General features: G+C 61.1%; 17 protein-coding genes and 1 pseudogene. 8 read left to right on the top strand and 10 right to left on the bottom strand.

The window, feature by feature from the left end; translation table 11 throughout:
* The 3 genes and pseudogenes from XI02_RS17560 to XI02_RS17550 form a co-directional block, all read right to left on the bottom strand.
* Window positions 1-507, bottom strand: a complete 507-nt coding sequence (locus XI02_RS17560) for a prepilin peptidase (RefSeq protein WP_172648097.1) — start codon at window positions 505-507, stop codon at window positions 1-3.
* Window positions 508-926: 419 nt separating this feature from the next.
* A complete protein-coding gene (locus XI02_RS17555; protein ID WP_016845998.1) occupies window positions 927-1127 on the bottom strand; it encodes a Flp family type IVb pilin in 201 nt (66 codons plus the stop codon).
* A 408-nt stretch (window positions 1128-1535) separates the two neighbouring features.
* Window positions 1536-2426, bottom strand: a pseudogene (locus XI02_RS17550) (IS481 family transposase).
* A gap of 35 nt (window positions 2427-2461) precedes the next feature.
* Between XI02_RS17550 and XI02_RS46380 the strand changes: the two are divergent.
* From XI02_RS46380 to XI02_RS17530, 4 genes are read left to right on the top strand one after another with little or no spacing between them, the layout of a single operon-like run.
* On the top strand, window positions 2462-2935 hold the full coding sequence (locus XI02_RS46380; RefSeq protein WP_172648098.1) for a transposase: 474 nt from the start codon (window positions 2462-2464) through the stop codon (window positions 2933-2935).
* Complete coding sequence (tnpB, locus tag XI02_RS17540; protein WP_027577378.1) at window positions 2932-3285, top strand: IS66 family insertion sequence element accessory protein TnpB; 354 nt, start codon at window positions 2932-2934, stop codon at window positions 3283-3285. The genes XI02_RS46380 and tnpB overlap by 4 nt, the downstream gene beginning before the upstream one ends.
* Window positions 3286-3335: 50 nt before the next feature.
* Window positions 3336-4898, top strand: coding sequence for an IS66 family transposase (locus XI02_RS17535; protein ID WP_194483463.1), 1563 nt, complete (start codon window positions 3336-3338; stop codon window positions 4896-4898).
* A 50-nt stretch (window positions 4899-4948) separates the two neighbouring features.
* Window positions 4949-5524, top strand: a complete 576-nt coding sequence (locus XI02_RS17530) for a UPF0149 family protein (RefSeq protein WP_244980693.1) — start codon at window positions 4949-4951, stop codon at window positions 5522-5524.
* Between the two features lie 526 nt (window positions 5525-6050).
* Here the strand turns inward: XI02_RS17530 and XI02_RS17525 are convergent.
* The 3 genes from XI02_RS17525 to XI02_RS17515 all read right to left on the bottom strand — a co-directional run bounded on the left by XI02_RS17525 (window position 6051) and on the right by XI02_RS17515 (window position 8581).
* Window positions 6051-6251, bottom strand: a complete 201-nt coding sequence (locus tag XI02_RS17525; RefSeq protein ID WP_016845996.1) for a Flp family type IVb pilin — start codon at window positions 6249-6251, stop codon at window positions 6051-6053.
* A 198-nt stretch (window positions 6252-6449) separates the two neighbouring features.
* Window positions 6450-7949, bottom strand: a complete 1500-nt coding sequence (locus tag XI02_RS17520) for a hypothetical protein (protein ID WP_244980694.1) — start codon at window positions 7947-7949, stop codon at window positions 6450-6452.
* A gap of 398 nt (window positions 7950-8347) precedes the next feature.
* Entirely contained in the window at window positions 8348-8581 is a 234-nt protein-coding gene (locus XI02_RS17515; protein ID WP_172648100.1) for a hypothetical protein, read from the bottom strand.
* Here XI02_RS17515 and XI02_RS17510 point away from each other — a divergent pair.
* Together XI02_RS17510 and XI02_RS17505 are read left to right on the top strand one after the other, a co-directional pair.
* Complete coding sequence (locus XI02_RS17510) at window positions 8568-8825, top strand: NYN domain-containing protein (RefSeq protein WP_172648101.1); 258 nt, start codon at window positions 8568-8570, stop codon at window positions 8823-8825. The genes XI02_RS17515 and XI02_RS17510 overlap by 14 nt on opposite strands.
* Window positions 8822-9052, top strand: coding sequence for an NYN domain-containing protein (locus XI02_RS17505; RefSeq protein ID WP_172648102.1), 231 nt, complete (start codon window positions 8822-8824; stop codon window positions 9050-9052). Before XI02_RS17510 ends, XI02_RS17505 begins: the two co-directional genes overlap by 4 nt.
* Before the next feature lie 385 nt (window positions 9053-9437).
* On the opposite strand, the gene XI02_RS17500 is transcribed toward XI02_RS17505, so the two are convergent.
* Window positions 9438-10703, bottom strand: coding sequence for a glycosyltransferase family 87 protein (locus XI02_RS17500; protein ID WP_172648103.1), 1266 nt, complete (start codon window positions 10701-10703; stop codon window positions 9438-9440).
* Window positions 10704-11206: 503 nt separating this feature from the next.
* Here XI02_RS17500 and XI02_RS17495 point away from each other — a divergent pair.
* Both XI02_RS17495 and XI02_RS17490 read left to right on the top strand, forming a co-directional pair.
* A complete protein-coding gene (locus XI02_RS17495) occupies window positions 11207-11965 on the top strand; it encodes a hypothetical protein (protein WP_172648104.1) in 759 nt (252 codons plus the stop codon).
* 28 nt (window positions 11966-11993) lie between these two features.
* The gene (locus tag XI02_RS17490; protein ID WP_194483462.1) at window positions 11994-12785 is read left to right on the top strand and encodes a hypothetical protein; all 792 of its coding nucleotides are present in this window, start codon (window positions 11994-11996) and stop codon (window positions 12783-12785) included.
* Window positions 12786-12857: 72 nt separating this feature from the next.
* On the opposite strand, the gene XI02_RS17485 is transcribed toward XI02_RS17490, so the two are convergent.
* The 3 genes from XI02_RS17485 to XI02_RS17475 all read right to left on the bottom strand — a co-directional run bounded on the left by XI02_RS17485 (window position 12858) and on the right by XI02_RS17475 (window position 22763).
* Window positions 12858-14228, bottom strand: a complete 1371-nt coding sequence (locus XI02_RS17485; protein WP_244980695.1) for an HlyD family type I secretion periplasmic adaptor subunit — start codon at window positions 14226-14228, stop codon at window positions 12858-12860.
* An 8-nt stretch (window positions 14229-14236) separates the two neighbouring features.
* The gene (locus XI02_RS17480; RefSeq protein WP_172648105.1) at window positions 14237-15949 is read right to left on the bottom strand and encodes a type I secretion system permease/ATPase; all 1713 of its coding nucleotides are present in this window, start codon (window positions 15947-15949) and stop codon (window positions 14237-14239) included.
* Window positions 15950-16166: 217 nt separating this feature from the next.
* Entirely contained in the window at window positions 16167-22763 is a 6597-nt protein-coding gene (locus XI02_RS17475) for a VCBS domain-containing protein (RefSeq protein ID WP_194483461.1), read from the bottom strand.
* Window positions 22764-22780 lie beyond the last annotated feature (17 nt).

Genomic DNA, 22780 nt, shown 5'->3' with positions numbered 1-22780 from the left:
TCAAATTCCTTTGCTCAAAATGGTCCAGATGCCACCGCAGGCTATAGCAACGCCGTACGGCAGCGGTGCGTGCCGCAGATGGCGCCAACGCTCTACCGCGTAGACCCGGCGCGCGAACGACGACCCGGCGGGAGCCAGTTTCGGATATGGCAGATTGCGCATCACCAGATGCGAAAGGGCAAGCACGCCGCCGGCCAGCGAGGTGATGGTTAACAGCTCGATCACGCCGGTTAGCGGCAGGCCAATTGCCAGGGCGACCAGCAACTTGACGTCGCCACCGCCGATCGCTCCTCGCGTGTATACAGCGAACAGCAGCAGAAACAGGATCGCTGCGACGATCAGCGACTGCGCAATCAGCATCGGGCTAGCCAGTTGGCTGGCGCCCCCGAGCAGCGCCAGGGCTAGACAGATCTCGTTTCGTATCAGTCGTGTCGCGACATCGATCGTTGCCACATACAGCAGCAACAGGATTTGCAGAACCGAGGCTATGGGCACAATCCAACTCATCAAATACTTGCCTCAAGAAAATAAAAAATGCGCGTCTCAAAAAAGCAGTCGTAGATTCAAATGTCTCCGTCAGAAGGTGATTTAAGCTCAAGTTGCAGCGACGATGGCAGCACCAATCGCGATTACCGTCGACGATTGTCGGGATCGAAAACAGCGATCACGGCGACCACGGCGACCACGACACAAACAGCGACGATCACGTATTCGAAGGATACCACTCCGCCTCTGTCCGTGAGGAGGCATCAAAGCATCAATGATCTTATCGCAATACCCCAACACCGGAAAAATCCTTCATTGGCTTTGAGGGGCTTCTTCAAAAAAGCAGACGTACGTCCAATCCGACTTGAAAATAAAATGCCGTAGAAGAATGGAGGTGAAAGAGGGGAAGACGTGAGCCCGCCCCTCTCTCGCGAGATCGATCAGAGGCCACTCATAGTGCTCGAGATCTTGACGATACCGTTGTGCAGAGCGGTCGAGATGCTGGTGTCGGTCTTGAACACGGCGAGCACCACGGCGACGATGCACGCGGCGACGATGATGTATTCGAACGACACGACTCCGTCCTTGTCGGTGGCCAGCCGCTTGAAAGCTTCCTTGGTCTCGGTAAAGTAATTGAGCATAGGAAAATATCCCTCTTGAGATGAATTTGCGCGATTACTGTTGGCCAGCAATTCCGGTGCCAACTGGAATTTGTTTATAATCTTTCGCCAGTTGGCTGTCATCCGGTAATCGTTTGTTAACCCTACTGACACAGCGGCGAGCGGCTCACACGGGCAGGTTGTCACCACGCAAATGACCGGAATCCTTTGAGATAGCTCGGACTTTCCGAACGCTCTGTAACCCGGTGAAGCCGCTCCGTGCGAATACGGTGCGTGGCTTCTACGGGGTCAATGCAAGGGAAATATTGCGACAAAATGCCCGAATGGGGTCGCTCGTACGATTTCGGAATATTAGAAGAATATCGCTGAATTGCCCGACGTGTCAAGTTGACTGGCCTAGGTGTGACTGGCCTAGGTGTGTTGACTGGCCTAGGTGTTCAGTCCCGAAGTCAAGTGGATGGGATCGATCTTGAAGCGGGTTGGCTCGTCAGCCCATGCCTTGCAGATGGCTTCATAGGGTGTGAGACCGTGTAGGGTTTTAAGGCATCTGGCGAAGTTGTAGGCTTCAACGAAGGCAGCGAGGTGATCTTCCAGTTGGCGATGGGTCTCGTAGTGGTATCGCCGGACAGTGGCCTCCTTAAGCGTGCGGTTCATTCTCTCGACCTGACGTTAGTCCAAGGGTGATTGGGTTTGGTCAGGCGATGTTCGATGCCATGTCCTAGGCAGGCTCGGTCGAAGGGGTGCCGCGCCAGCTTGCGATGGCGCCACCGCGATTCTTGAGCAGATCGGCGAACTAGATACCGTTGTCGGTCAGCACAGTGTGGATCTGGTAAGGGATAGCTGCCACCAACTCTTCGAGGAAGGCCCTGGCCGCGGCACCCGTGGCCTTTCTCACCAGCCGTGCAAAGGCATACTTGGCGGTCCGGTCCACCGCCATAAGAGATAGAGTTTGCCTTCCTCGGTGCGAACTTCGGCGATGTCGATGTGGAAGTAGCCAATTGGGTAGCGCTTGAAGGGTTGCCTGCGGGGCTTGTCGCCGGCGATCTCGGGCAAGCGGCTGATCCCGTGACGTTGCAGGCAGCGGTGCAGGGACGAACGCGTGAGATGCGGGATCGCTGCCTGCAATGCGTAGAGACAGTCATCCAGAGGCAGCAATGTGTAGTTGCGGAAGGCGACGACCATCGCCTCTTCCGCGGTCGAGCGCACGGTCTTGGAGCCCATCGGCGCATCGTGGATGAAGGCGCGTTTACGCCACTTGGCAACGGTCTTCTGTAACCGGCATGAGCCCCCCACCTGGGCATCGCGCGAATGAGCTGCGATACAGCCTGGTATGACCTGTTTTTTGGAGGTGGGCTATGGCAGATGCCATGCATGAAGCCATGCTTGATGCCAGGCAGGAAGGCGGCTCCTATCGTCGGATCGAGGTGATCACCGGGCAGCGTCGGCGACGGCACTGGACGGCGGAAGAGAAGGCCCGGATCGTGGCGGAGAGCTTCGAGGAAGGGGCCAATATTTCCGAGGTCGCTCGGCGCCATGGCGTTGTCCGTGGGCTGCTGACGGTGTGGCGGCGCAAGTTCGCGACGGCAGCGAGCTTTCAGGCGCCAGGCTTCGTGCCGGTCCGGATCGCTTCTGAGAGCGGTCCGGCGACGGCAGACGAGCCGGACCGGTTCGCGTCCGCGCATAAGGTGCTGCCGCAGATGGCATCGCCCCCAGGCAAGCTTGGCGGGACGATCGAGATCGAGGTGGGCGGGGCACGCGTCCGGGTCGAGCCCGGAGTGGAGCTGGCGACGCTTTCGACAGTGCTATCGGCGCTTCGGGGCATCCGTTGATTGCATTACGGTCTGACCTCAAGGTGGTGCTGGCGGCACAGCCGGTCGACTTTCGCAAGTCGGTGCACACGCTGTCGGCGCTGGTGAGCGAAGCGCTGCGTGCGAACCCGTATTGCGGCGACGTCTTCGTGTTCCGCAGCAAGCGCATGGACCGAGTGAAGCTTCTGGCGTGGGACGGCAGCGGCATGGTGCTGGTGACGAAGTGGCTGCACCAGGGGCGCTTCACCTGGCCGCCGATCCGCGATGGCGTGGTGCATCTCAGTGCAACGCAGCTTGCGATGCTGCTCGACGGGCTGGAGTGGACGCGTGTCTCACCCAAGCCTGTGAAGCAGCCGGCGGTTGTCGGCTGAGAAGTGAGGATTTCGCTGGAGCCTGTGGCGCGCGGATGTATCGTTTGATCATGGCGATTCGCCCCGACGCTCTCCCGGCCGATCCAGCAACGCTAACCGAGATGGTGCTCGCGCTTGACGCCGAGAACGAGAAGCTGCGCGTGGCGATGCAGACGCTCAAAGAGATGATTTTCGGGAAGCGCTCGGAGCGGCTTGCGGTGATTGTCGCGGCCCAACTGGCGCTCGAGCTGGGCGATCTCGAGACCGACGCCACCACGCTGCCTGCGCCGACCAACGACGATACGCCCGCGACGAAGCCGTCCGACAAGCCGCGCAAGAAGGCGCGCCGCAACATCGGTGCGCTGCCCAAGCACCTGCCGCGCTGCGAGCAGGTGCTGGAGCCGGCAGCGACCGCGTGCCCGTGCTGTCAGGGTCAGCTTCACAAGATCGGCGAGGACGTCAGCGAGGTGTTGGACGTGATCCCGGCGATCCTGCGGGTGCTGCGGACGATCCGCCCCAAGTACGCCTGTCGCAGCTGCACCGACGGTGTGGTCCAGGCGAAGGTGCTGCCGCGTTTGGTTGAGGGCGGAATGGTATCGACGGCACTCGTGACTCACGTGGTGGTCTCGAAGTTCGCCTGGTATCTGCCGCTGTACCGCCAAGTGCAGATCCTGGCTGGCCAGGGCATTCATCTCGACCGCGCGACGCTCGCCGGCTGGGTGAAGCGTGCGGCATGGTGGCTCAAGAGCCTTTATGAACTTCAGCTGCGGACGATCCAGGCTTCGCCGCGGCTGTTTTGCGACGAGACGCCGATGCCGGTGCTCGATCCCGGGCGACATCGCACCCGTATCTGCCAGTTCTGGGCGCATGCGATGGATGATCGCCCGTGGGGCGGCCCATCGCCGCCGGCGGTCGCCTATGTGTTTGCCGATGGCCGCGGCACCGAGGAGATCGCCGGGCAACTAACCGGCTTCTCCGGCATTCTGCAGGTGGATGGCTATGCCGCCTACAAAGCGCTTGCCCGCGGTCATGGCGGCGCGATCCAGCTCGCTTTTTGTCTCGCCCATGCCCGCCGCAAATTCGTCGAGGTGTACAAGACGATGCAGTCGCCGTTCGCGCGCGAGATGATCGAGCGCCTGCAAGCGGTCTACGCCATCGAGGCCGAGATCCGCGGCTTGAGCGCCGAACAGCGGCTTGCCGCCCGCCGCACCAGGACCGCACCGCTGATGGAGGTGCTGAAGGCGCGACTGACCTCGATGCTCGACCAACTGTTCTCCCAGTCGAAGCTGGCGGAGGCCATCAACTATACGCTCAATCACTGGGACGGACTGACGCTGTTTCTCCGCGACGGCCGCGTCGAGGTCGACAGCAACACCGTCGAGCGTTCTATGCGCCCGATTGCGATGGGAAGGCGGAACTCATTGTTCAGCGGTAGCGAGGGCGGCGCCGAGAGCTGGGCAATTCTTGGGTCACTGGTCAATACGGCAAAGCTCCACGAACTCGATCCGCAGGCCTATTTGGTCGATGTGCTGGAGCGCATCGTCTCCGGTCAGGCCAAGAGCCGCCAGTTGCACGAACTTCTCCCCTGGAACTGGAAGGCGGCCCGCGAGCTCAGCGCACGGGAGGCTGCATGAGCCGACGCCGCCGTTCATCATCATCTTCATCATCGATGGCGGCAGCCGCGATGCCGCTCGACGAGCTTGAGCCTTGGCTGCAGGCTCGCGCCGAGCAGCATCCCATCGCCACGAATCTTTCCATGCTCGACGGCTATGTCGCCGCGATCGTGGCCGGGCCGGTGTCGATGAGTCCGCCCGACTGGATCTGTCCGCTACTCGCCATCGACGCCGACGCATTCAACCACGGCGGCACGCCGGAATTCGCTGCGATTTCGGCCGTCGCGCTGCGCCACAACGACATCAGTAACGTTCTTTCCACCGCACCACATCGGTTCGCGCCAATCCATGGCCGCAAGCCGAATGGCGACGTCGATGCGCGGCCGTGGTGCCAGGGATTCTATGCCGCCATGCGGCTGAGACTATCGGCCTGGGCCCCGCTGCTCGACATCCGCAACATAGACCACGGCTTGCTCCTGCCCATCCTGCTGCATTGCGTCGACAATCAAGGGCGTCCACTGCTTGGACCGCCAAGGCCAGGCCGCGAGACCGAGGAATTCCTGCGCAACGCCCATACCGACATTCCGGACGTCGTCGAGGCCATGCGCCAGTACTGGATGCCGACCCGCTACGCTCGCGCGCGCTGATCACGGCAGACGTGGGAGCTCATACCGGTTACGGTCTTCTGATTGAGACCGTGCTGGGCTGCTAATTCTTTGAGCGAAGCCTTCGATCGCTGTATCGCCGCTCGGATGGCGTGCGTTGTCGTGGCGGTGCCATGGAGTATTTGGCATAGGCACTCCCAGAATGAGGGATCGGCATGGCTAATTCCCCCACACTCCGGGACTAGACACCTAGCGCGGGCCGCCACACCCACTACTTTGCATGGGGCTGTTGTTCGAGATTTTGGCAGCGCCCCTGCGACGGGCCGCCAGTGGTCGCAGGTCGGACGCGCAATAATTGCGTGGATCGGAGAGAGGCTGCCAAATGACGGCCGGCGAAGCAATCCTGAGTGGAGGCAGCCTGAGATTGCCGTTGCGGATGTCGGCAGCGTCAGCCAGATCGCAGACTCAACCGGACTCTCGCCTGCCGAAATTCAGCGGCCTCCACTCGCCCATATCTAAACGTGTCGCTCGGGGGGCAGACCCTGTCCTGCCCCTCTCCGGCGGTCGATCAGAGGCCCGAGAAAGTGCTGGAGATCTTGGTGATTCCGTTGGACAGAGCAGTCGAGATGCTGGTGTCAGTCTTGAACACCGCGAGCACGACGGCGACGATGCAAGCCGCGACGATGATGTACTCGAACGACACCACGCCATCCTTGTCGGTGCGCAGACGCTTCAAAGCTTCCGTGGTCTTGATGTAATACTTCAACATAGGAAAAATCCCTTTTACTGAGATGAATTTTGCAAAAGCCCGTCAGCAGGCAATCTCACTGCCAACCACTCAATTTTACAATATTTCGCCTAAAGTTGTCATGTTAATCCTTTCTTAACCTTACTATAATAGTAGCCCTTCCGTATTTTGACGGCTGCTCAGACCATCGCAGGGAGCGCCGCGCCTGGTGCGCGCCCCCTACTTTCGCGCATCCACATTTTCCGGATGCGCGCGCCGAATGTGAACGACGGCCACCTCATCGGCATAGGCCCGCTCCCAGTCTGGCAGCCGATCGAGCAGACCTGCGGCTCGAGTCGACGGGGCGAGCAGCGTTGCGTCGATCTTGTACTCGTCGAGCAATCTGACGAAGTCCGGCACATCGTGAAGCGAAACGGCCAGGTAATAGCGGGTGAGAAAGGCCGACCCATAGAGTTCGGCGCGTGAATCGATGAATGTCGGTATGCCCTCGAAGATCAGATATCCGCAGAAATAGTAGTCATTCAGGATGCGACTTGCCTTCAGCTCCTTGAGCCTCTCGACTGCATCGCGCGGAACACGTGGCAGCGTGTACTGCACCGTCGCCATAACCATCCCCGTCGCGACAACAAGGGCGGCGATCGCTGCCACGAACGCCGTCCTTGCTGGTTGAACCAATTTCCGGCTGTGCTGCAGCTCGGGCCACAAAAGCTGCCGGCCTAACGGACCGGCAATGAAGAAAGGCGCAACGAGCGCTAAAACGTCGACATAGCGGACATGGGCCAGGGTCTGCCAAATGACAGCAAGCAGCGCCGCAACCCTGATCGGAGGCAACTTGAGCCCGCTGTACAGGGCGTAGCCAGCGCCAGCAATCAAGCACACCGTCACAGCGTTTGTTTCGCCGAAGTCCAGCGGTTGCCACTCGCTGATCTTTGAAAGAATCGGTCCCAGTTGGAAAAGGCGCATCGTAACCAGTATAGATTCCGGCCCATACGGAGTGATGCAGGCGGCCGCGAGTGCAAGCCCGCCAAATCGAAGCCAATGCCACGCGACCGTCACCCGGGCGGATTTGTCTGCGGTCCAAAGCGCCTCCAGCGCGAACGGCCCGATCAACGCCAGGCCCAGCGTAAAGCTGCCGTGAAGGTTCGCCCAGAGCGTGATGAGCGGGAGAAACCAGAGCGAGGGCGCGCGTCGCTGTTCGCTCGCCTCTACCAGCGCGTTTGCCCACAGCACCATCAACGGAAAGACCAGGACATGCGGCCGGGCCATCGTGTGGATCGCCGCCATGGCGATTGCAGCGGCCACCATGATCATGACCGGCACGTTCGGCAATGCTTTCAGTAGCAGGCGAGTGAGCAGGAAAATCGCCAAAGACGCCGACAGCGCGGCAAGCATTGCAAGTCCCTGCCATCCGGCCAATTTGAACGCAGCGAAATAAATGACCTCTGCCAACCACGCGCTGGTTATCCAGGGCGCGCCGGACATCGTGAAAGAGAAAGGATCAGCATGCGGTACGGCACGATGATCGATGATCCACTGCCCCACCACAATATGCCAATAGATATCAGAATCGACTAACAGGTTGCCCTTGATGATGAGTGCCAGGTAGGTCGTGGCCGCGAATATCAGCGGCAACCAGGGCCGAAGATGATCGCTGCGCGCGGTGGCAACGCTCAGCTTCGTTTCGGAATCCATCTGAACCGAGTGATTGCTTGAAAGCATGCTGTGGTCCCGGACGCTAATTAACGATGTCAACTTCACCCATAGGCGCAACACACTTGCGTCGATGAGGCGCCATCGAGGGCACGTCGACAAAAAACAATCCAACAGAACGGCAAACCAAGGTCGACCGCAACAGGCAACTGTGCGCAAGGTTTACGGGCCGGCCAAACGGCAAGCTCCGGCGTTCCTGCAATTGATGGACGGGACAATATTCGGACCGCTTGGAAGGGCTGATCCAATTCCAAGACTGGTGGAACTCGGAACTCCGCGCGAATTGGGCCGAGCCTGCGCACCACATAGCCATGAAACGATTTCCGCACCTACTCACGTTGTTTGACTTCTGTTTTATGACCCGACAGTGGGCAGTGACCAAGACGGCCGCACATCATGCCGCCGCGCTACGCGAGTATTGCATCCGCAAAAATACGGGGCACATCGGTCGCGGACGTCGTCGGCATCATTCCAAAAAAATAGCCACCGGCATTGACGCCGCAGAGCCATTTTCCGCTTTCTCCCTGCCAACTTCTTGTTCTAGGATTCAGTGGGAAAGCTCGCCCGCAAGGCTCAAGCAACGTCAAGAACCAAGCGCCGCGAATATCCGGCGTCATGGGGATTGAGATGACCGACTGCATTGCACTTTCTATTCATGACGCGAATCTTCATACCACCGTCAAGAGCCTCGGCTTCGAAGTCGATTTCCGGCGATTGCTCGCGGAGTTCGGCAAGTACGGACTGATCGTCCGTGCCTACTTCTACGCCGTGGGGACAGACGAGGACGAGTTCAGAAGCATCAGGCCACCGGTGGATTGGCTCGATACAACGGGTATACGGTCAGGCGAAAGCCGGCCCAAAGAGCACAGTGACGGCAAAGAGTGAAGCGCAGCGTCGGTGTTGACATCGCCGTCGACGCGTTGGAGATCGCACGCCAGATCGACCACACATTCTTGTTTTCCGGCGATGGTGATCTGCGATCCGTCGTCGAAGCCGTCAAGCGAATGGGGGTCCGGGTCACCGTCGTTTCCAGTATTCGAACGAAACCTCCGATGGTTGTGCCGATGAGCTTCGGCGTGAGGCCGACGTCTTCCTCGAGCCCGACACGCTAAGGGCCCTCGATCGAGCGTCCCCCGCACTCGATCACGCCAAGAATGACGCCTGCCGCGTTGCGGCTGGCTCACCAGGCATGCCCCGGAAATGGGAAGCCCAGACAGGCGTGTCCCAGGCCCTACGGTACGAGCCAGATTCAGCCTACTCGGGGAGGTAGGTTCATGGCGCGCGGCGGATGTAAAAAGCGACCCAGGATCCTGAATAAAGAACTCACCAAGGTGAGAAGCGCGCAGGACATACCGGAGCCGTCACGGACGCTAATGTGCATGTATGGCACCGTGAAGCGGCCGGCCTAACCGTGGAACCCCTCCGTCTAATCGACGAAATCCGCGAGGTAAATCGCCACCATGGCGAGAATGATCGCAATTTGCGCGATGGCCATCATCACGTCGCGCTGTTGGAGCCCGCTTTCCTTTGCAACGGCGGCTCCGCCGGCGCAGGCCGACGGTGCAGCACGAGCACGATCAGCGCTGCCGTCAGCAGCGGTGCAGGCCTGCTCACCGGGATGAGAACGGGCGGGCTGACCAATGGCACGAGCCAGATCAACAGCGCCAATGACCAGCACCACAACGGTGGGCGCGGCGAACCCATCGCCGTCAGCCAAAAAACTGCGGCCAGCGTGACCAGCGCTTGGTCGTAAGGTCCGGAATGCGGAGCCGCGAGCATGGTCGCGGCCAGAAAGACCGCCATCTTCTCTCTGACGCCCAGCTGTGACCGGAACGCGATCACAACGGAGCCCGCGGCAAACAAGGCTGCGAGCAGCTGGAGCCCGGATGCCAGCCCCTGTGGCGCGCCAAGCAGCATCGCGCAGGTGTAGACACTGTTGCCCCATATCCGGCCGACCTCGATCCATTTCGTACCGGAGCCGGCCAGGTTCTCGACCATAAGGGGAAACCAGTGCAGCCAGAGCTCCCATCCGAATATCGCTCCGCTCGCAGCCACCAGGGCCATCGCGGACAGGCCGGCGGCCCAGAAGGCGCGCCATTGCCCCGAGGCAATCAAAGCCAGCGGCACGAGAATACAGAACTGCGGCTTGAAAGTCAGCAATCCCAGGATCAATCCCCCCAGCACGGGGCGGGACTTAAGGAGGCGCAGTCCGCCGACAATCAACGCCGCCACCAGAAAAACCGCTTGGCCATCGATCACATTGATGAAGGACGCCGGACAGAGCAGAACAATAGGAAGCAGGACTTCGGATACCGTCCAATCAGCCGCCCTGAACCGCAGCGCGACGGCCAGCAGGCCTGCAGTCGCGAGCTGAAACGCAACATAGGAGCCAAAGAAGCCCAGCGGGGCAAATGGCAGCAGCAGCAGCAGGAAGCTTGGCGGATAGGCCCATGGCCTTAGGTCGAGCGGCTTAGAGAGCCAGTCCGCAAAAGCCGTGTTGAGGAAATCGGTGAAACGCTCGGCGTCGAAAATCAGCGATGCGTGTCCATCCAGCACCGAGCGGATCGCGCCGTAGAAGACCATCCAGTCGGTGCCAAGGGTATTGTAATTGACCCCGATCTTGCCGGGATAGGGAATGGTCGTGACCAGAACCGTCAGCGCATAGATCGACGTGATCAGGCCGCCAACAAGCACACCCGCTGGCGGCCGCAGCACTATCTGCTCGGCGTCGCGCTCCCCGCCGCCGGCAACATTGACGCTCATCTGAGCAACCCCCGACCGATTCAACCCCGACCTCACTACGCTTTTTGGTGGTTGCGACGCACCGTCGGCGGCCAACGTCCGCAACCAGCCGATTGAAGCGACGCTTGATCATAGGTTCAATGACGAAATAGCTCAACGCCAGCGAGGCCGCTGCCACCAGTGGCGTCGGCAGCGCAATATCGACGCGACGTCGCGATTGCCGATATCACCAGGAAATGCGGTACGCGCGCATAAGCGGTGATCTGCTTTGGCACGGGACCATTGACCCGCAAAAATACGGATTTGACTCCTCCAGCCACCTGAAAACAACGCTGTCGCGCACAAGTTCGGCCGGCGGCAATGGCGCGCAGCCTGGTAGGTGCCCGCCGCCGTGCTGCGGTTGGACTACCGCCAAAAACCTAAATGACTATTTCTTGAGGCCTTTGGTGAGGTGGAGTAGAATCTGCGCATTGGCGAAGTCCTTCTAAAAAATTGGATAACCGCATCGAATAGGCGTCTTTTACATGCGCCGCGTGATCGACACCGCTCCAAAGGATGGAACATTCGTCATTCTTGAGGATGACGTAAGCGGACGCTTCGAATCTGCTCAATGGTCGGCTGAGGGGCGTGGGTGGGTTAGGAAAAATGGCGAGCCAAGCGAGATCACGCCGACGCATTGGCAAACAATGCATCTTCCAAAGGAAGGTGATGAATTTATTCTGCAAGATGAATTTATTCTGCCAAAGGAAACTGGATTGATCGCCTCTCCGGCGTCGCCAGGGCCGCGCTCCTTTTGTTTCCCCGCGGGCTTGGCCGAACGCGCGAGGGTAACGGAATTAACTCGTCTGGTTACGAACGCGGACCCGGTCACTGACGTCCTGGTTGAACTGCGGGCCACGCAGAGCAAACAGGAGCGCGGACCGACCGCGTGGCGCGCCATCTCCTCGATCGCCGCGGTGATGGTCGGGGCGACGCTCATCGGCTGGTATTTCGACGCTGAGTTCGTCGCCCATGTGACGCGATACATCGGTCAGCAGGATAGCGTCAGCCCTGGCGCAGCTGGCGTGGAGGCCGTCAAACAAGAGACCGAGCTCCCAAGCCAGGACTCGCAAAAAGCCGATTCATTGGCGCGGGATCCGGCTTTTCATCAGCAAGCCGATCGGGCGATCTCACAGGCACCGCAGGATACTGCGCAGGGCAAGCAAAGTGCGGAGGCAATGCAGCCGGAAGCGCAGCAGTCTTTGGAAAAGGAGCGACGCCGCGCAGGAGGCTTTAGCAAATGAACTGGCGAGGGCGCAGCAGATCATTGAGATGCAGGTAGCGCAGGCGAACAAGGCGCGCGATCGGGCGACGCAGCTCAGTCAGGCCGCGGAAAGTGGGGTGGCGGAGCTGCGACAGTCTCTGCGAAAGGAACACGACAGAGCCGAGGCTCTGGCGGGCGAGCTTGCGAAGGCGCGGCGCGATCTCAAGGCCCAGCTGGCGCTGTCAAGCAAGGCTAGCGACGAGGCGTCGCAGGCGAAGAAGGCCGCCGAGACGGCGACGGCGGAGCTGCGACAGTCTTTGAAGACGGAGCACGACAGGGCCGAGACGCTGACTGGCGAGCTCGCGAGGGTACGGGGGGAGTTGGAGACCCAGCTGGCGGTATCAAGCAAGGCCGGTGGCGGAACGGTGCAGGTGAAGAAGGGCGCCAAGGGCGCGACGGCGGAGTTGCGACAGTCTCTGAAGAAGGAGCGCGACACGGCCGAGGTGCCGGCACCGGGCCACAAGCCCACGCTGATGCAAGCCGCGGAGGCGGCTGCGACAGAGCAGCCAACGGTTGCTGAGGCGCAAGGCGATCCGGAAGTTGCCCGGTTGCTGGCGCGCGCCAGCGCCCTGCTCGTCCAGGGGGATATCGGTGCAGCTCGGATCGTGCTCGAACACGCTGTGGGGACGGGTAGCGCACGGGCAAGCTTTATGCTTGCGGAGACCTATGATCCCCTCGTTCTTTCCACGTGGAAGACCTATGGAACGCGCGGCGATGTGACAAAGGCGCGCGAGCTATACGCAAACGCGCTTGCCGGTGGCATCCAGCAGGCCAGGGATCGATCTGTTGCGTTGCAATAGTCTAAGTGCGGCGATGGTTGCCCACCCCCGCTGCTAGACCGAGCGCAAGCATTGCGAGCTCGTTCGTTGCAATCACTTCTGCCGAAACGCGTGATTGAACGACATCACGAGCGGCCCCACGATGTAATCAAACGCGGTCCGCTGGATCGTTGGTATCATCACGGTTGCCGGCATTCCCGGATAAAGGTGAATGTTGGGCATGGTCGCCAGCTCATCCTGATCGATCCGAACGAAGGCCGTATAATAAGGATTGTTGGTCTTGGGATCCGTCAAACGGTCCGCGGAGACCTGGATGACGTCGCCATGAATGATCGGAACGATCCGCTGTTTGTAGGCGGTTAGGTGAACTTCCGCGCGCGTGTTCGGGTGCACGTCGCTGATGTCCTCGACGGCCACCTGGGCTTCGATCGTCAGCGAATCCTCGTCAGGCACGATGTCCAGAATCTTGTCGCCGCGCTGGATGACGCCTCCGACCGAAAACACGTTGAGCCCGACCACGCGTCCGGTATAGGGAGCGCGTATTTCCATGCGGCCCAGCACCGCCTTGGCGTTCATCGCCTTCGGGATCACCTCCAGGAGCTTGGCTTGCGTGTCGCGCAAGTCCTTCGTGACGTCGGTCATCCGGTCGTTGTCGAACTGGGCGATCTGCTGCTCCTGCTCCGCAATCGCCTGGCGCGCCTTGGCGATGCTAGCGTTTGCATCGGCGATCTGGCCTTCGAGGCCGTATGCCGTGCGCTCCAGCTGCAGGATGCGCGGGCGGGCGATCAGCCCTCGCTCGACGAGCGGAGCGATGTCCTTGGCCTCCTTGCGTACCGAATCGATCTGATTGGTAAACGACTTCACCTGCGCTTCCGCGCCAACGATCTGCGACCCCAGCTGGTTGATCTTCTCGCGAACGACGCTTCGTTGCCCTTCGAGCGACGCCCGGCGGCTTTCAAACTGGCTGAGCTGACCGTTCCAGACGCTCTTGAAGTAGACATCCTCAGAGCGCGCCTTCAAATCCGCCGGCATGACAAGCTGGGAGCCATGGTCAAGCTCGGTCAAGAGCCGGACTTCCGTTGCGCGCAGCACGGCGTATTGCTGCGTCAGCACCTCATGTTCGGCGCGGGCTTGGGTCTCGTCCAGGACAATCAGTAGATCGCCTGCGAGCACCCTGTCGCCTTCCCTGACATGCAATTGCTTGACGATGCCACCGTCGAGGTGCTGGAGGCTCTTGCGGTTGCCGTCGACCTTCACGACCGCATTGGCGACGACAGCCCCATTGAGCGGCGCGGTCACCGCCCAGGTGCCGATGCCGCCGAAGAAGATGGCGATGATCAGCCACCCCGCTACCGCGACACCGCGAATGGAGTCGTTCGGCGCGCCATCCCTGTTCGCGCGCCTTGTCTCGCGTGGGGCGGCGCCGGAGCGCATCGACAGGTCTGTGACATCGAGCAATGCCATGATCTCTCCTAGCCTGCCGCGCCCCGAACTGCCGGAACCGGCACGGGCCGCGTCAGGCGCGACAGGATTTCGCTGCGTGGTCCGAACATCTCGGCTACGCCCTCACGCAACACCAATATCTTGTCGACCACGCCGATAGTGGCAGGCCGATGCGAAATGATCACCACGGTCGTTCCACGCTTCTTCAATTCGGTGATGCAGTCGGCCAGCGCAGCGTCGCCCTCGGAGTCGAGGTTAGAACTTGGTTCATCAAGCACAACCAGGCTTGGATTACCGTAAGCCGCGCGCGCAAGAGCGATACGCTGGCGAATGCCTCCAGACAGGATCGCACCACCCTCTCCGACTTGAGTATCGTAACCGTCGGGCAGTCGCAGGATCATGTCATGCACACCAGCCATCTGCGCCGCCGAAATGATCTCCCTGTCCTCTTTCCGGTCGAACCGGCAGATATTGGCGGCGATGCTGTCGGCAAACAGCTCGATATCCTGCGGAAGATAGCCAAGATGCTGGCCGAGCGACGACCTGATCCACGTCGAAACGTCGGACCCGTCGAGGCGAACGGCACCCGCCGATGGGACCTGAACACCAACGATATGGCGCGCCAGCGTGGATTTTCCGGCCCCCGAGGGGCCGATAATTCCAAGCACTTCACCCGGGGCAATCTGGAACGTGACTCCCCGCAGAATAGGCTTCGATGTGCCAGGCGCGGCAAAGGACAGCGCTTCGACCGAAAGGTGACCTTCGGGTCGCGGCAGCATCAGTTCTGGCTGACGCGGCGGATTCGCAGCCAACAACTCCTGCACCCGCAAGAATGCACCGCGGGCCGAGATGAGACTGCGCCATGACCCGACGATCTGTTCGACCGGCTGTAGGGCGCGGCCAAGCAGGATGCTGGCGGCAAACATGGCACCCGCGGTTGTGAGCCGCTCGATCACGAGATAGGCGCCAAGACCAAGGATCAAGGATTGCATCGACAGCCGCAGGAAGCGAATCATGCTCTGCATGGTGGCCGCGCGATCGCTCGCCGCGACCTGGCGCTCGATCATCCGGTCGCGGTCCCTGCTCCAGCGCTTCAGAAGGCCGGCGGACATCCCCATTGCGCGCACCACTTCGGTGTTGCGCAGGCTCATCTCGGTGAAACCGTAATTTCGATTTGCCGCCTCGCTGGATTCGGAAAGCGGCGGCTTGACGACCCATTCATTCAGGAAGGCCATCAGCACCAGAATGATCGAGCACCCCAGGGCAAATGCCCCGAGGAGCGGGTGCAGAGCGAAAATCACGGCGATATAGATCGGCGCCCACGGCAAATCGAAGATCGCATGAATTCCCGATCCGGTGATGAATTGGCGAAACGTGTCGAAATCGCGCAACAGCTGGCTGCGCGCGCCGCCAATTTTTGCCGAATGGTCGATGATGGCGGTCATCACCCGCGGCGCGACCCTCCGATCAAGGCGGATGCTGGTGCGCGCCAGTACGCGCGCGCGTACCGCATCGAGACCCGCAAGCGCCATGAACGCCAGCAACAGCGCAAGGGTCAGCATCAACAGCGTGACCTCGCTAGCGCTCGAAATCACGCGGTCATAGACCTGCAGCATGTAGAGCGGACCCGCCAAATAGAGCAGGTTGATGGCTAGGCTGAATATCGCTGCAGTCACAAAATAGCTCTGGCAGGCTTGCAGCGCCTGCCGGAATTCGTCTGCTCTTTTACGAAGGGTACTCACTTGGAATCCTGGCCGGAGCCCCCCTTAAACATGATGGCCGGCAGCTATGAGCCGACAGCCGAAAAGCTCAAAAAAATCAAACATACAATCGGCTCCTACTTTACATGGCCGACGGCCAGGCGAACAGCCGCCGCCGGCGCGAAACCGCCAAGAGGGTAAACTTACGGGGTCAACCTCCCCCGGTTATTATTCGCCGCGAGCGACGCGTTCACGACGTTCAGGCGATGTGGTGCGGATCATAGGTGATCACCGTGCCGTTCGCGGCGTCGGCCTTCTCGGCAAAGCCATTCGGATCGTATTGACCGAGCAGGACGATGTTCGCCGTGTGCGCCCCGTCGGATACCGTCAAAGTGCCGCCCGTCCCGGCCTCGTTCTCCGTGAAGCTCAACGTGGTGCCGGCGCCGAAGCTGACGCCCTTGATGTCGATGTCGTCATTGCCATCGAGGCCGGTCACCGTGCCGGAGAAGTGGAACGCATCATCCAGAATCAGGTGGCCAGCGGCGGTCGTGTCGAAGGTGACACCTGCCGCCGAAGCTGACCCGAACTCGATGGTGCCGGCCCCGCTGATCAAAGCGTTGCCGCTGCCGGTCACCTCGCCTTCCGCTGTGACCGTGCCGCCATTGGCCCAGATCAGGCCGCTGTTGGCCACCGCGCTGGCGAGCACCAGCCCACCCGCGCCGGTCGCCTCCAGCGTGCCGGCATTGGCGATCACGTTGGCGCCCGTGTCGATCACCAGGGCGTGGGTCCCGGTGGCATCGATGATGCCCTCGTTGCTCAGGGTCAGGCTCCCCTGCCCGATCTGCCCGGCTCCCGAGATCACGTTGTCGACGTTGTCGAGCGTGACGTTCGAGGCCGTGCCGGCGACGATGTTGTGGTCATCGTCGGACAGGGTCACATGGCCGCCGCCATTGAGCGTGAGCCCGGTCTGGATCAGCTGCAGCAGCGTGTCGTCGCCGGAAGCCTGCAGGTCGATCTCCCCAGTGTTGTGGATGACGCCCGACAGCGGCAGCATCGCCCCGTCGCCGATGGTCATCAGGCTTGGATTTTCGACGGTCGGCGTGACGTCGAATTCGAAGTTTGCTGCGGTCAGGTCCGCCGTTTGCACGTGGTCGAGCGTGATGGTCTGGCCGTCAGCCAGCGTGATCACAGCATTGCCATTTCCGTCGTCCGCGGTATGGGCCCGGACGTCCGCGAAGCTCTGCCAGCCATAGCTGATCAAATCGATCACATCGGAGGACACCTCGAAGCTCTGCACGACATCGTTGCCGATCGGCTGCGAGAACACGAAAAGGTCATGGCCGCTCGAGCCGGTCAGGTGATCGTCGCCCGACCATGCAAAGATAGGAGAACCTGGCGCATAGGCCTCGATGTTATCGGTGACATAAGCGGTACCAGTCGAGCCGTCAGCATTGCTCCAACTCATCGAGACATTGAGCACCGCCGCTCCCACGTAGTCCGCAGGCGTAGTAACAGTAAGTGCACTGACGTCGCTCGTTGTCACAGTCCAGGTGCCGTCACCAAGTTTTGTCCCGTAGAGCACCGTCCAGCCGTCGGGAAGGTTGTTGAGCGTTAAGGTGACTGGCGCTCCCGAGCCAGACGGATCGCTGAATCCGAGGTTGAGCGGCTGCCCAGCCACGCCCGCTGGCGCGAGATGGATGAATTGTGGACCTGTAGCACTCAAGGCGACGTTCCCAGCCGCATCCTTGATGTCAGTGTTCGCCTTGAGATTGATTCCAAGCGAGTCACTGGAGGCCTGACCAGGTGCGTAATTCACGGTCACCACGTAGCTTGCGCCCGAGCCGCTGACGCTCGAGATCGAAATCCCGGAAGTCCCGGCGGCCGTGCCGGTCAATTGAAAATCATCCGTCGTGACGTTTGTTACTGCCTCAGAGAACGTCACACTAAAGGTCGCAGTTGGTTTTGAATTTGTCCCCAGGCTGATCATTGCCGTTGGCGGAGTGGTATCCGCTGGAGCGCTTACGATTACGCTTACGGAGTCGGAATCGCTCAACGCTCCTCCAGCTCCTGTAGCACCTTGATCGTTGCTGACAATGCTGATGCTGTCAGGTCCCGAATAACCGTTATCGCCTCTATACGTAAGCGTCGCGAGTGCAGCGTTTACGTTCGCCAGAGTCCCTGTGAACACCATCTGGTGATCGCCTTGAGAATCGCTGAACGTCAGGCCAGTTGTAGTGCCAAGGGCCAGATTGCCATGCTGTGCAGACAACATAATCTTTATTGGCGAAGTCCCAATGTCTACATCGGTGACCGCAAATCCGGAGATTGCAGTCGTTGACTGATAACTTACAGTCTGCGTGCTGGGGACACTGTTCACAGGTCCATCGTTGACCGCTCCAACGGTCACATCGGATTCAATATGTAGGCTGCTTGCGTCGACACCGCCGTTGGTAGTGCCACCGCTGTCCTTGATCGAGGTCAACGTGATCGCCCGCGTCCCGGCTGTCGGGTTGTCGATGTTCGTATCCTGATACGTAATGCCGTTGATCAGCGTATCGGCAGCAGCAGCCGAGAGGCCCGCCGCCTTCGTCAGCGAAACCGTCGCGGTTCCGCTCGCGATCGTGACCGAATAGCTCATCCCATTCGTTGTCGTTGTCCCGGACGAGTTAGCGCCGAGCGTGATCGCCGTGCCGTCGACCGAGATTTTCTCATTCGCCCCGTCCTGCAGACCGCTAACCGTAAAGGTCAGCGCCGTAATCGTCTGCCCAGACTCGACGGTGCTCGCATTCGCACTCGAGAACACCGAAACAGCGGCCCCTTGCGAACTCCCCGCTGCTTCCATGAAAGTTGGATTGGACGCCGTCGCCGTTAGTGTCGGGGCGTCGTTCACCGGCGTGACCACCACTGTGCTCGTCGCCACATTGCTCAGGTTGTTGGATCCGGAGCCGTCATCGACCTGGTAACTTATGGTGCGGCTCGCCCCCGACGGATTGTCGCTGGAGTTGAAGTAGGTTACCGATGCCAGCGCTGCCTGGTACTGCGCAACAGTAGCGCTGCCGCTTAACGTCACCACCCCGGTAGAGGCGTTGTAATTGCCGGTAATGCCATTCTGATTAGTAAAGCCGAGGAAATCCTGACCAGCGGCGAAGTTGCCGGTGATCGACACCATAGCTCCGGTTAGATTCGCGCTGTCGACGTCCGACACGGTCAATGCCGTGTCGATCGCCGTCGCCGCCTGGTTCTCGGTATAGGATAGCAACCCACCATTGGCGCTGATCACTGCGGCGTCGTTGGTGCCGAGGATGTCGACCTTGACCGAGGTGTGGGTGCCGTCGGCGCTGACCACGTCAAAGTTCTCGGTGTAATGCTGGCCGGCGACGAACTCGTCATGGGCACTGTCGGCCGTGTAGGTCCAGGCGCCGGAGGCGTCGATCGAGAACTTGCCGTAGCTGCCCTGCGTGTCGGTCTGCGGCACGAAGGTTGCCGAGCTGTCGACGTCGCTGATCGTCAGCGTGCCGGAGGTCGAGATGTCGGCCGCCGAGTTGGTCTCGGTCAGGTTGACGCTGGCCGAGGACAGGATCGCGGCGTCGTTGGTGCCGAGGATGTCGACCTTGACCGAGGTGTGGGTGCCGTCGGCGCTGACCACGTCAAAGTTCTCGGTGTAATGCTGGCCGGCGACGAACTCGTCATGGGCACTGTCGGCCGTGTAGGTCCAGGCGCCGGAGGCGTCGATCGAGAACTTGCCGTAGCTGCCCTGCGTGTCGGTCTGCGACACGAAGGTTGCCGAGCTGTCGACGTCGCTGATCGTCAGCGTGCCGGAGGTCGAGATGCCGGCCGCCGAGTTGGTCTCGGTCAGGTTGACGCTGGCCGAGGACAGGATCGCGGCGTCGTTGGTGCCGAGGATGTCGACCTTGACCGAGGTGTGGGTGCCGTCGGCGCTGACCACGTCAAAGTTCTCGGTGTAATGCTGGCCGGCGACGAACTCGTCATGGGCACTGTCGGCCGTGTAGGTCCAGGCGCCGGAGGCGTCGATCGAGAACTTGCCGTAGCTGCCCTGCGTGTCGGTCTGCGACACGAAGGTTGCCGAGCTGTCGACGTCGCTGATCGTCAGCGTGCCGGAGGTCGAGATGCCGGCCGCCGAGTTGGTCTCGGTCAGGTTGACGCTGGCCGAGGACAGGATCGCGGCGTCGTTGGTGCCGAGGATGTCGACCTTGACCGAGGTGTGGGTGCCGTCGGCGCTGACCACGTCAAAGTTCTCGGTGTAATGCTGGCCGGCGACGAACTCGTCATGGGCACTGTCGGCCGTGTAGGTCCAGGCGCCGGAGGCGTCGATCGAGAACTTGCCGTAGCTGCCCTGCGTGTCGGTCTGCGACACGAAGGTTGCCGAGCTGTCGACGTCGCTGATCGTCAGCGTGCCGGAGGTCGAGATGTCGGCCGCCGAGTTGGTCTCGGTCAGGTTGACGCTGGCCGAGGACAGGATCGCGGCGTCGTTGGTGCCGAGGATGTCGACCTTGACCGAGGTGTGGGTGCCGTCGGCGCTGACCACGTCAAAGTTCTCGGTGTAATGCTGGCCGGCGACGAACTCGTCATGGGCACTGTCGGCCGTGTAGGTCCAGGCGCCGGAGGCGTCGATCGAGAACTTGCCGTAGCTGCCCTGCGTGTCGGTCTGCGGCACGAAGGTTGCCGAGCTGTCGACGTCGCTGATCGTCAGCGTGCCGGAGGTCGAGATGCCGGCCGCCGAGTTGGTCTCGGTCAGGTTGACGCTGGCCGAGGACAGGATCGCGGCGTCGTTGGTGCCGAGGATGTCGACCTTGACCGAGGTGTGGGTGCCGTCGGCGCTGACCACGTCAAAGTTCTCGGTGTAATGCTGGCCGGCGACGAACTCGTCATGGGCACTGTCGGCCGTGTAGGTCCAGGCGCCGGAGGCGTCGATCGAGAACTTGCCGTAGCTGCCCTGCGTGTCGGTCTGCGACACGAAGGTTGCCGAGCTGTCGACGTCGCTGATCGTCAGCGTGCCGGAGGTCGAGATGCCGGCCGCCGAGTTGGTCTCGGTCAGGTTGACGCTGGCCGAGGACAGGATCGCGGCGTCGTTGGTGCCGAGGATGTCGACCTTGACCGAGGTGTGGGTGCCGTCGGCGCTGACCACGTCAAAGTTCTCGGTATAATGCTGGCCGGCGACGAACTCGTCATGGGCACTGTCGGCCGTGTAGGTCCAGGCGCCGGAGGCGTCGATCGAGAACTTGCCGTAGCTGCCCTGCGTGTCGGTCTGCGACACGAAGGTTGCCGAGCTGTCGACGTCGCTGATCGTCAGCGTGCCGGAGGTCGAGATGTCGGCCGCCGAGTTGGTCTCGGTCAGGTTGACGCTGGCCGAGGACAGGATCGCGGCGTCGTTGGTGCCGAGGATGTCGACCTTGACCGAGGTGTGGGTGCCGTCGGCGCTGACCACGTCAAAGTTCTCGGTGTAATGCTGGCCGGCGACGAACTCGTCATGGGCACTGTCGGCCGTGTAGGTCCAGGCGCCGGAGGCGTCGATCGAGAACTTGCCGTAGCTGCCCTGCGTGTCGGTCTGCGGCACGAAGGTTGCCGAGCTGTCGACGTCGCTGATCGTCAGCGTGCCGGAGGTGCTGATGGCAGCCGCGCTATCGCCTTCGGTCAGGTTGACCGTCGCCGACGACAGCACCGCGGCGTCGTTGGTGCCATTGATGGTGACGGTGATCTGCTGCGCTGTGCCGTCGATCGCGGTGACCGTGAAGCTGTCGGTCAGATGACCGCCGACGTTGAGCGCTTGAACCGCAGCATTGCTGTTATCCAGCGTGTAGGTCCACACGCCCGCGGCCGTCATCCCGAAGGTGCCGTAGCCATTCGTCGTCGCATGTCCAGCCGCGACCGCCGTAAAGCTGTTAGCCACGTTGTCGACGTCGGTGTCGGTCAGCGTGCCGCTGACCATCGGAGTGCCGGTGATTGCGTTGTTGACGCCGCCGGCCTCCACCGCGGCGCCGCTCGTCGTGCCCGAGATCACAGCGGCGTCATTGGTACCGTTTATGGTGACGGTGATCTGCTGTGCCGTGCCGTCGATGGTGCGAACCGTGAACGTGTCGGTCAGATGACCGCCGACATTCAGTCCCTGGACCGCGGCATTGCTGTTGTCGAGCGCATAGGTCCAGGTGCCACCTGCGGTCATCTGGAAGGTGCCGTAGTGGTTATCCGTGGCCGAGCCGGCCGCCGCCACCTGGAACGTATTTGGCGTGTTGTCGACGTCGGTGTCGGTCAGCGTGCCGCTGACCATCGGAGTGCCGGTGATTGCGTTGTTGACCCCGCCGGCCTCCACCGCGATGCCGGCTGTCGTGCCTGAAATTACCGCCGCATCGTTGGCCCCCGCGAACTGCACGGTGGCAGTGGCCCAGCTAAGCGTCCCGTTGCCAAGCCGAATTGCATAGGTGAACGTATCGTTGAGGACTTGACCTGATTGCAGCGCGTCGAGTTGTGCTTTGAAAGCTGCGCTCAATGTTGTTGCGTCATAACCGACCTTGCCGTCTGAAGTAATCCAGATCTTCGCGCCGTAGAGGCTGGTATCACCGGTGGTCGCTTCAGCGCGGGCGGTATCTTGGGTGATCAAATCGGTTGGACTAGTGCCACCCGCACTGATGCTATTATCAACCGAGAAAAGGCTCTTAGAGTTGCCGCCCAGATCGTTAGCCATGACGTTAAAGTAGACGACCTGAAGGTTGTCCTCCGTCAGTGCAACGCTCGCCGTTCCACTCGAGCTAAGAAGGCCAGTGGTGAAGAGATCGTCTTGGGCTTGCGGGGTATTGCCGAAAGAAGTGGTGCTGCCGCCGCCGGTTGTCTGAGTAGCCATTTTGGTCCTCGAAATTC

Source organism: Bradyrhizobium sp. CCBAU 21365, assembly GCF_015291305.1.
GTDB lineage: Bacteria > Pseudomonadota > Alphaproteobacteria > Rhizobiales > Xanthobacteraceae > Bradyrhizobium > Bradyrhizobium elkanii.
This window is presented reverse-complemented; position numbering and strand designations above follow the sequence as displayed.

Bases quoted from the DNA above. Each gene is read 5' to 3' on its own strand.
- XI02_RS17560 (WP_172648097.1), bottom strand. From the start codon at position 507: ATGAGTTGGATTGTGCCCATAGCCTCGGTTCTGCAAATCCTGTTGCTG.
- XI02_RS17555 (WP_016845998.1), bottom strand. From the start codon at position 1,127: ATGCTCAATTACTTTACCGAGACCAAGGAAGCTTTCAAGCGGCTGGCC.
- XI02_RS46380 (WP_172648098.1), top strand. From the start codon at position 2,462: ATGGCAGATGCCATGCATGAAGCCATGCTTGATGCCAGGCAGGAAGGC.
- XI02_RS17535 (WP_194483463.1), top strand. From the start codon at position 3,336: ATGGCGATTCGCCCCGACGCTCTCCCGGCCGATCCAGCAACGCTAACC.
- XI02_RS17530 (WP_244980693.1), top strand. From the start codon at position 4,949: ATGCCGCTCGACGAGCTTGAGCCTTGGCTGCAGGCTCGCGCCGAGCAG.
- XI02_RS17525 (WP_016845996.1), bottom strand. From the start codon at position 6,251: ATGTTGAAGTATTACATCAAGACCACGGAAGCTTTGAAGCGTCTGCGC.
- XI02_RS17520 (WP_244980694.1), bottom strand. From the start codon at position 7,949: ATGCTTTCAAGCAATCACTCGGTTCAGATGGATTCCGAAACGAAGCTG.
- XI02_RS17510 (WP_172648101.1), top strand. From the start codon at position 8,568: ATGACCGACTGCATTGCACTTTCTATTCATGACGCGAATCTTCATACC.
- XI02_RS17515 (WP_172648100.1), bottom strand. From the start codon at position 8,581: ATGCAGTCGGTCATCTCAATCCCCATGACGCCGGATATTCGCGGCGCT.
- XI02_RS17500 (WP_172648103.1), bottom strand. From the start codon at position 10,703: ATGAGCGTCAATGTTGCCGGCGGCGGGGAGCGCGACGCCGAGCAGATA.
- XI02_RS17495 (WP_172648104.1), top strand. From the start codon at position 11,207: ATGCGCCGCGTGATCGACACCGCTCCAAAGGATGGAACATTCGTCATT.
- XI02_RS17490 (WP_194483462.1), top strand. From the start codon at position 11,994: ATGCAGGTAGCGCAGGCGAACAAGGCGCGCGATCGGGCGACGCAGCTC.
- XI02_RS17485 (WP_244980695.1), bottom strand. From the start codon at position 14,228: ATGGCATTGCTCGATGTCACAGACCTGTCGATGCGCTCCGGCGCCGCC.
- XI02_RS17475 (WP_194483461.1), bottom strand. From the start codon at position 22,763: ATGGCTACTCAGACAACCGGCGGCGGCAGCACCACTTCTTTCGGCAAT.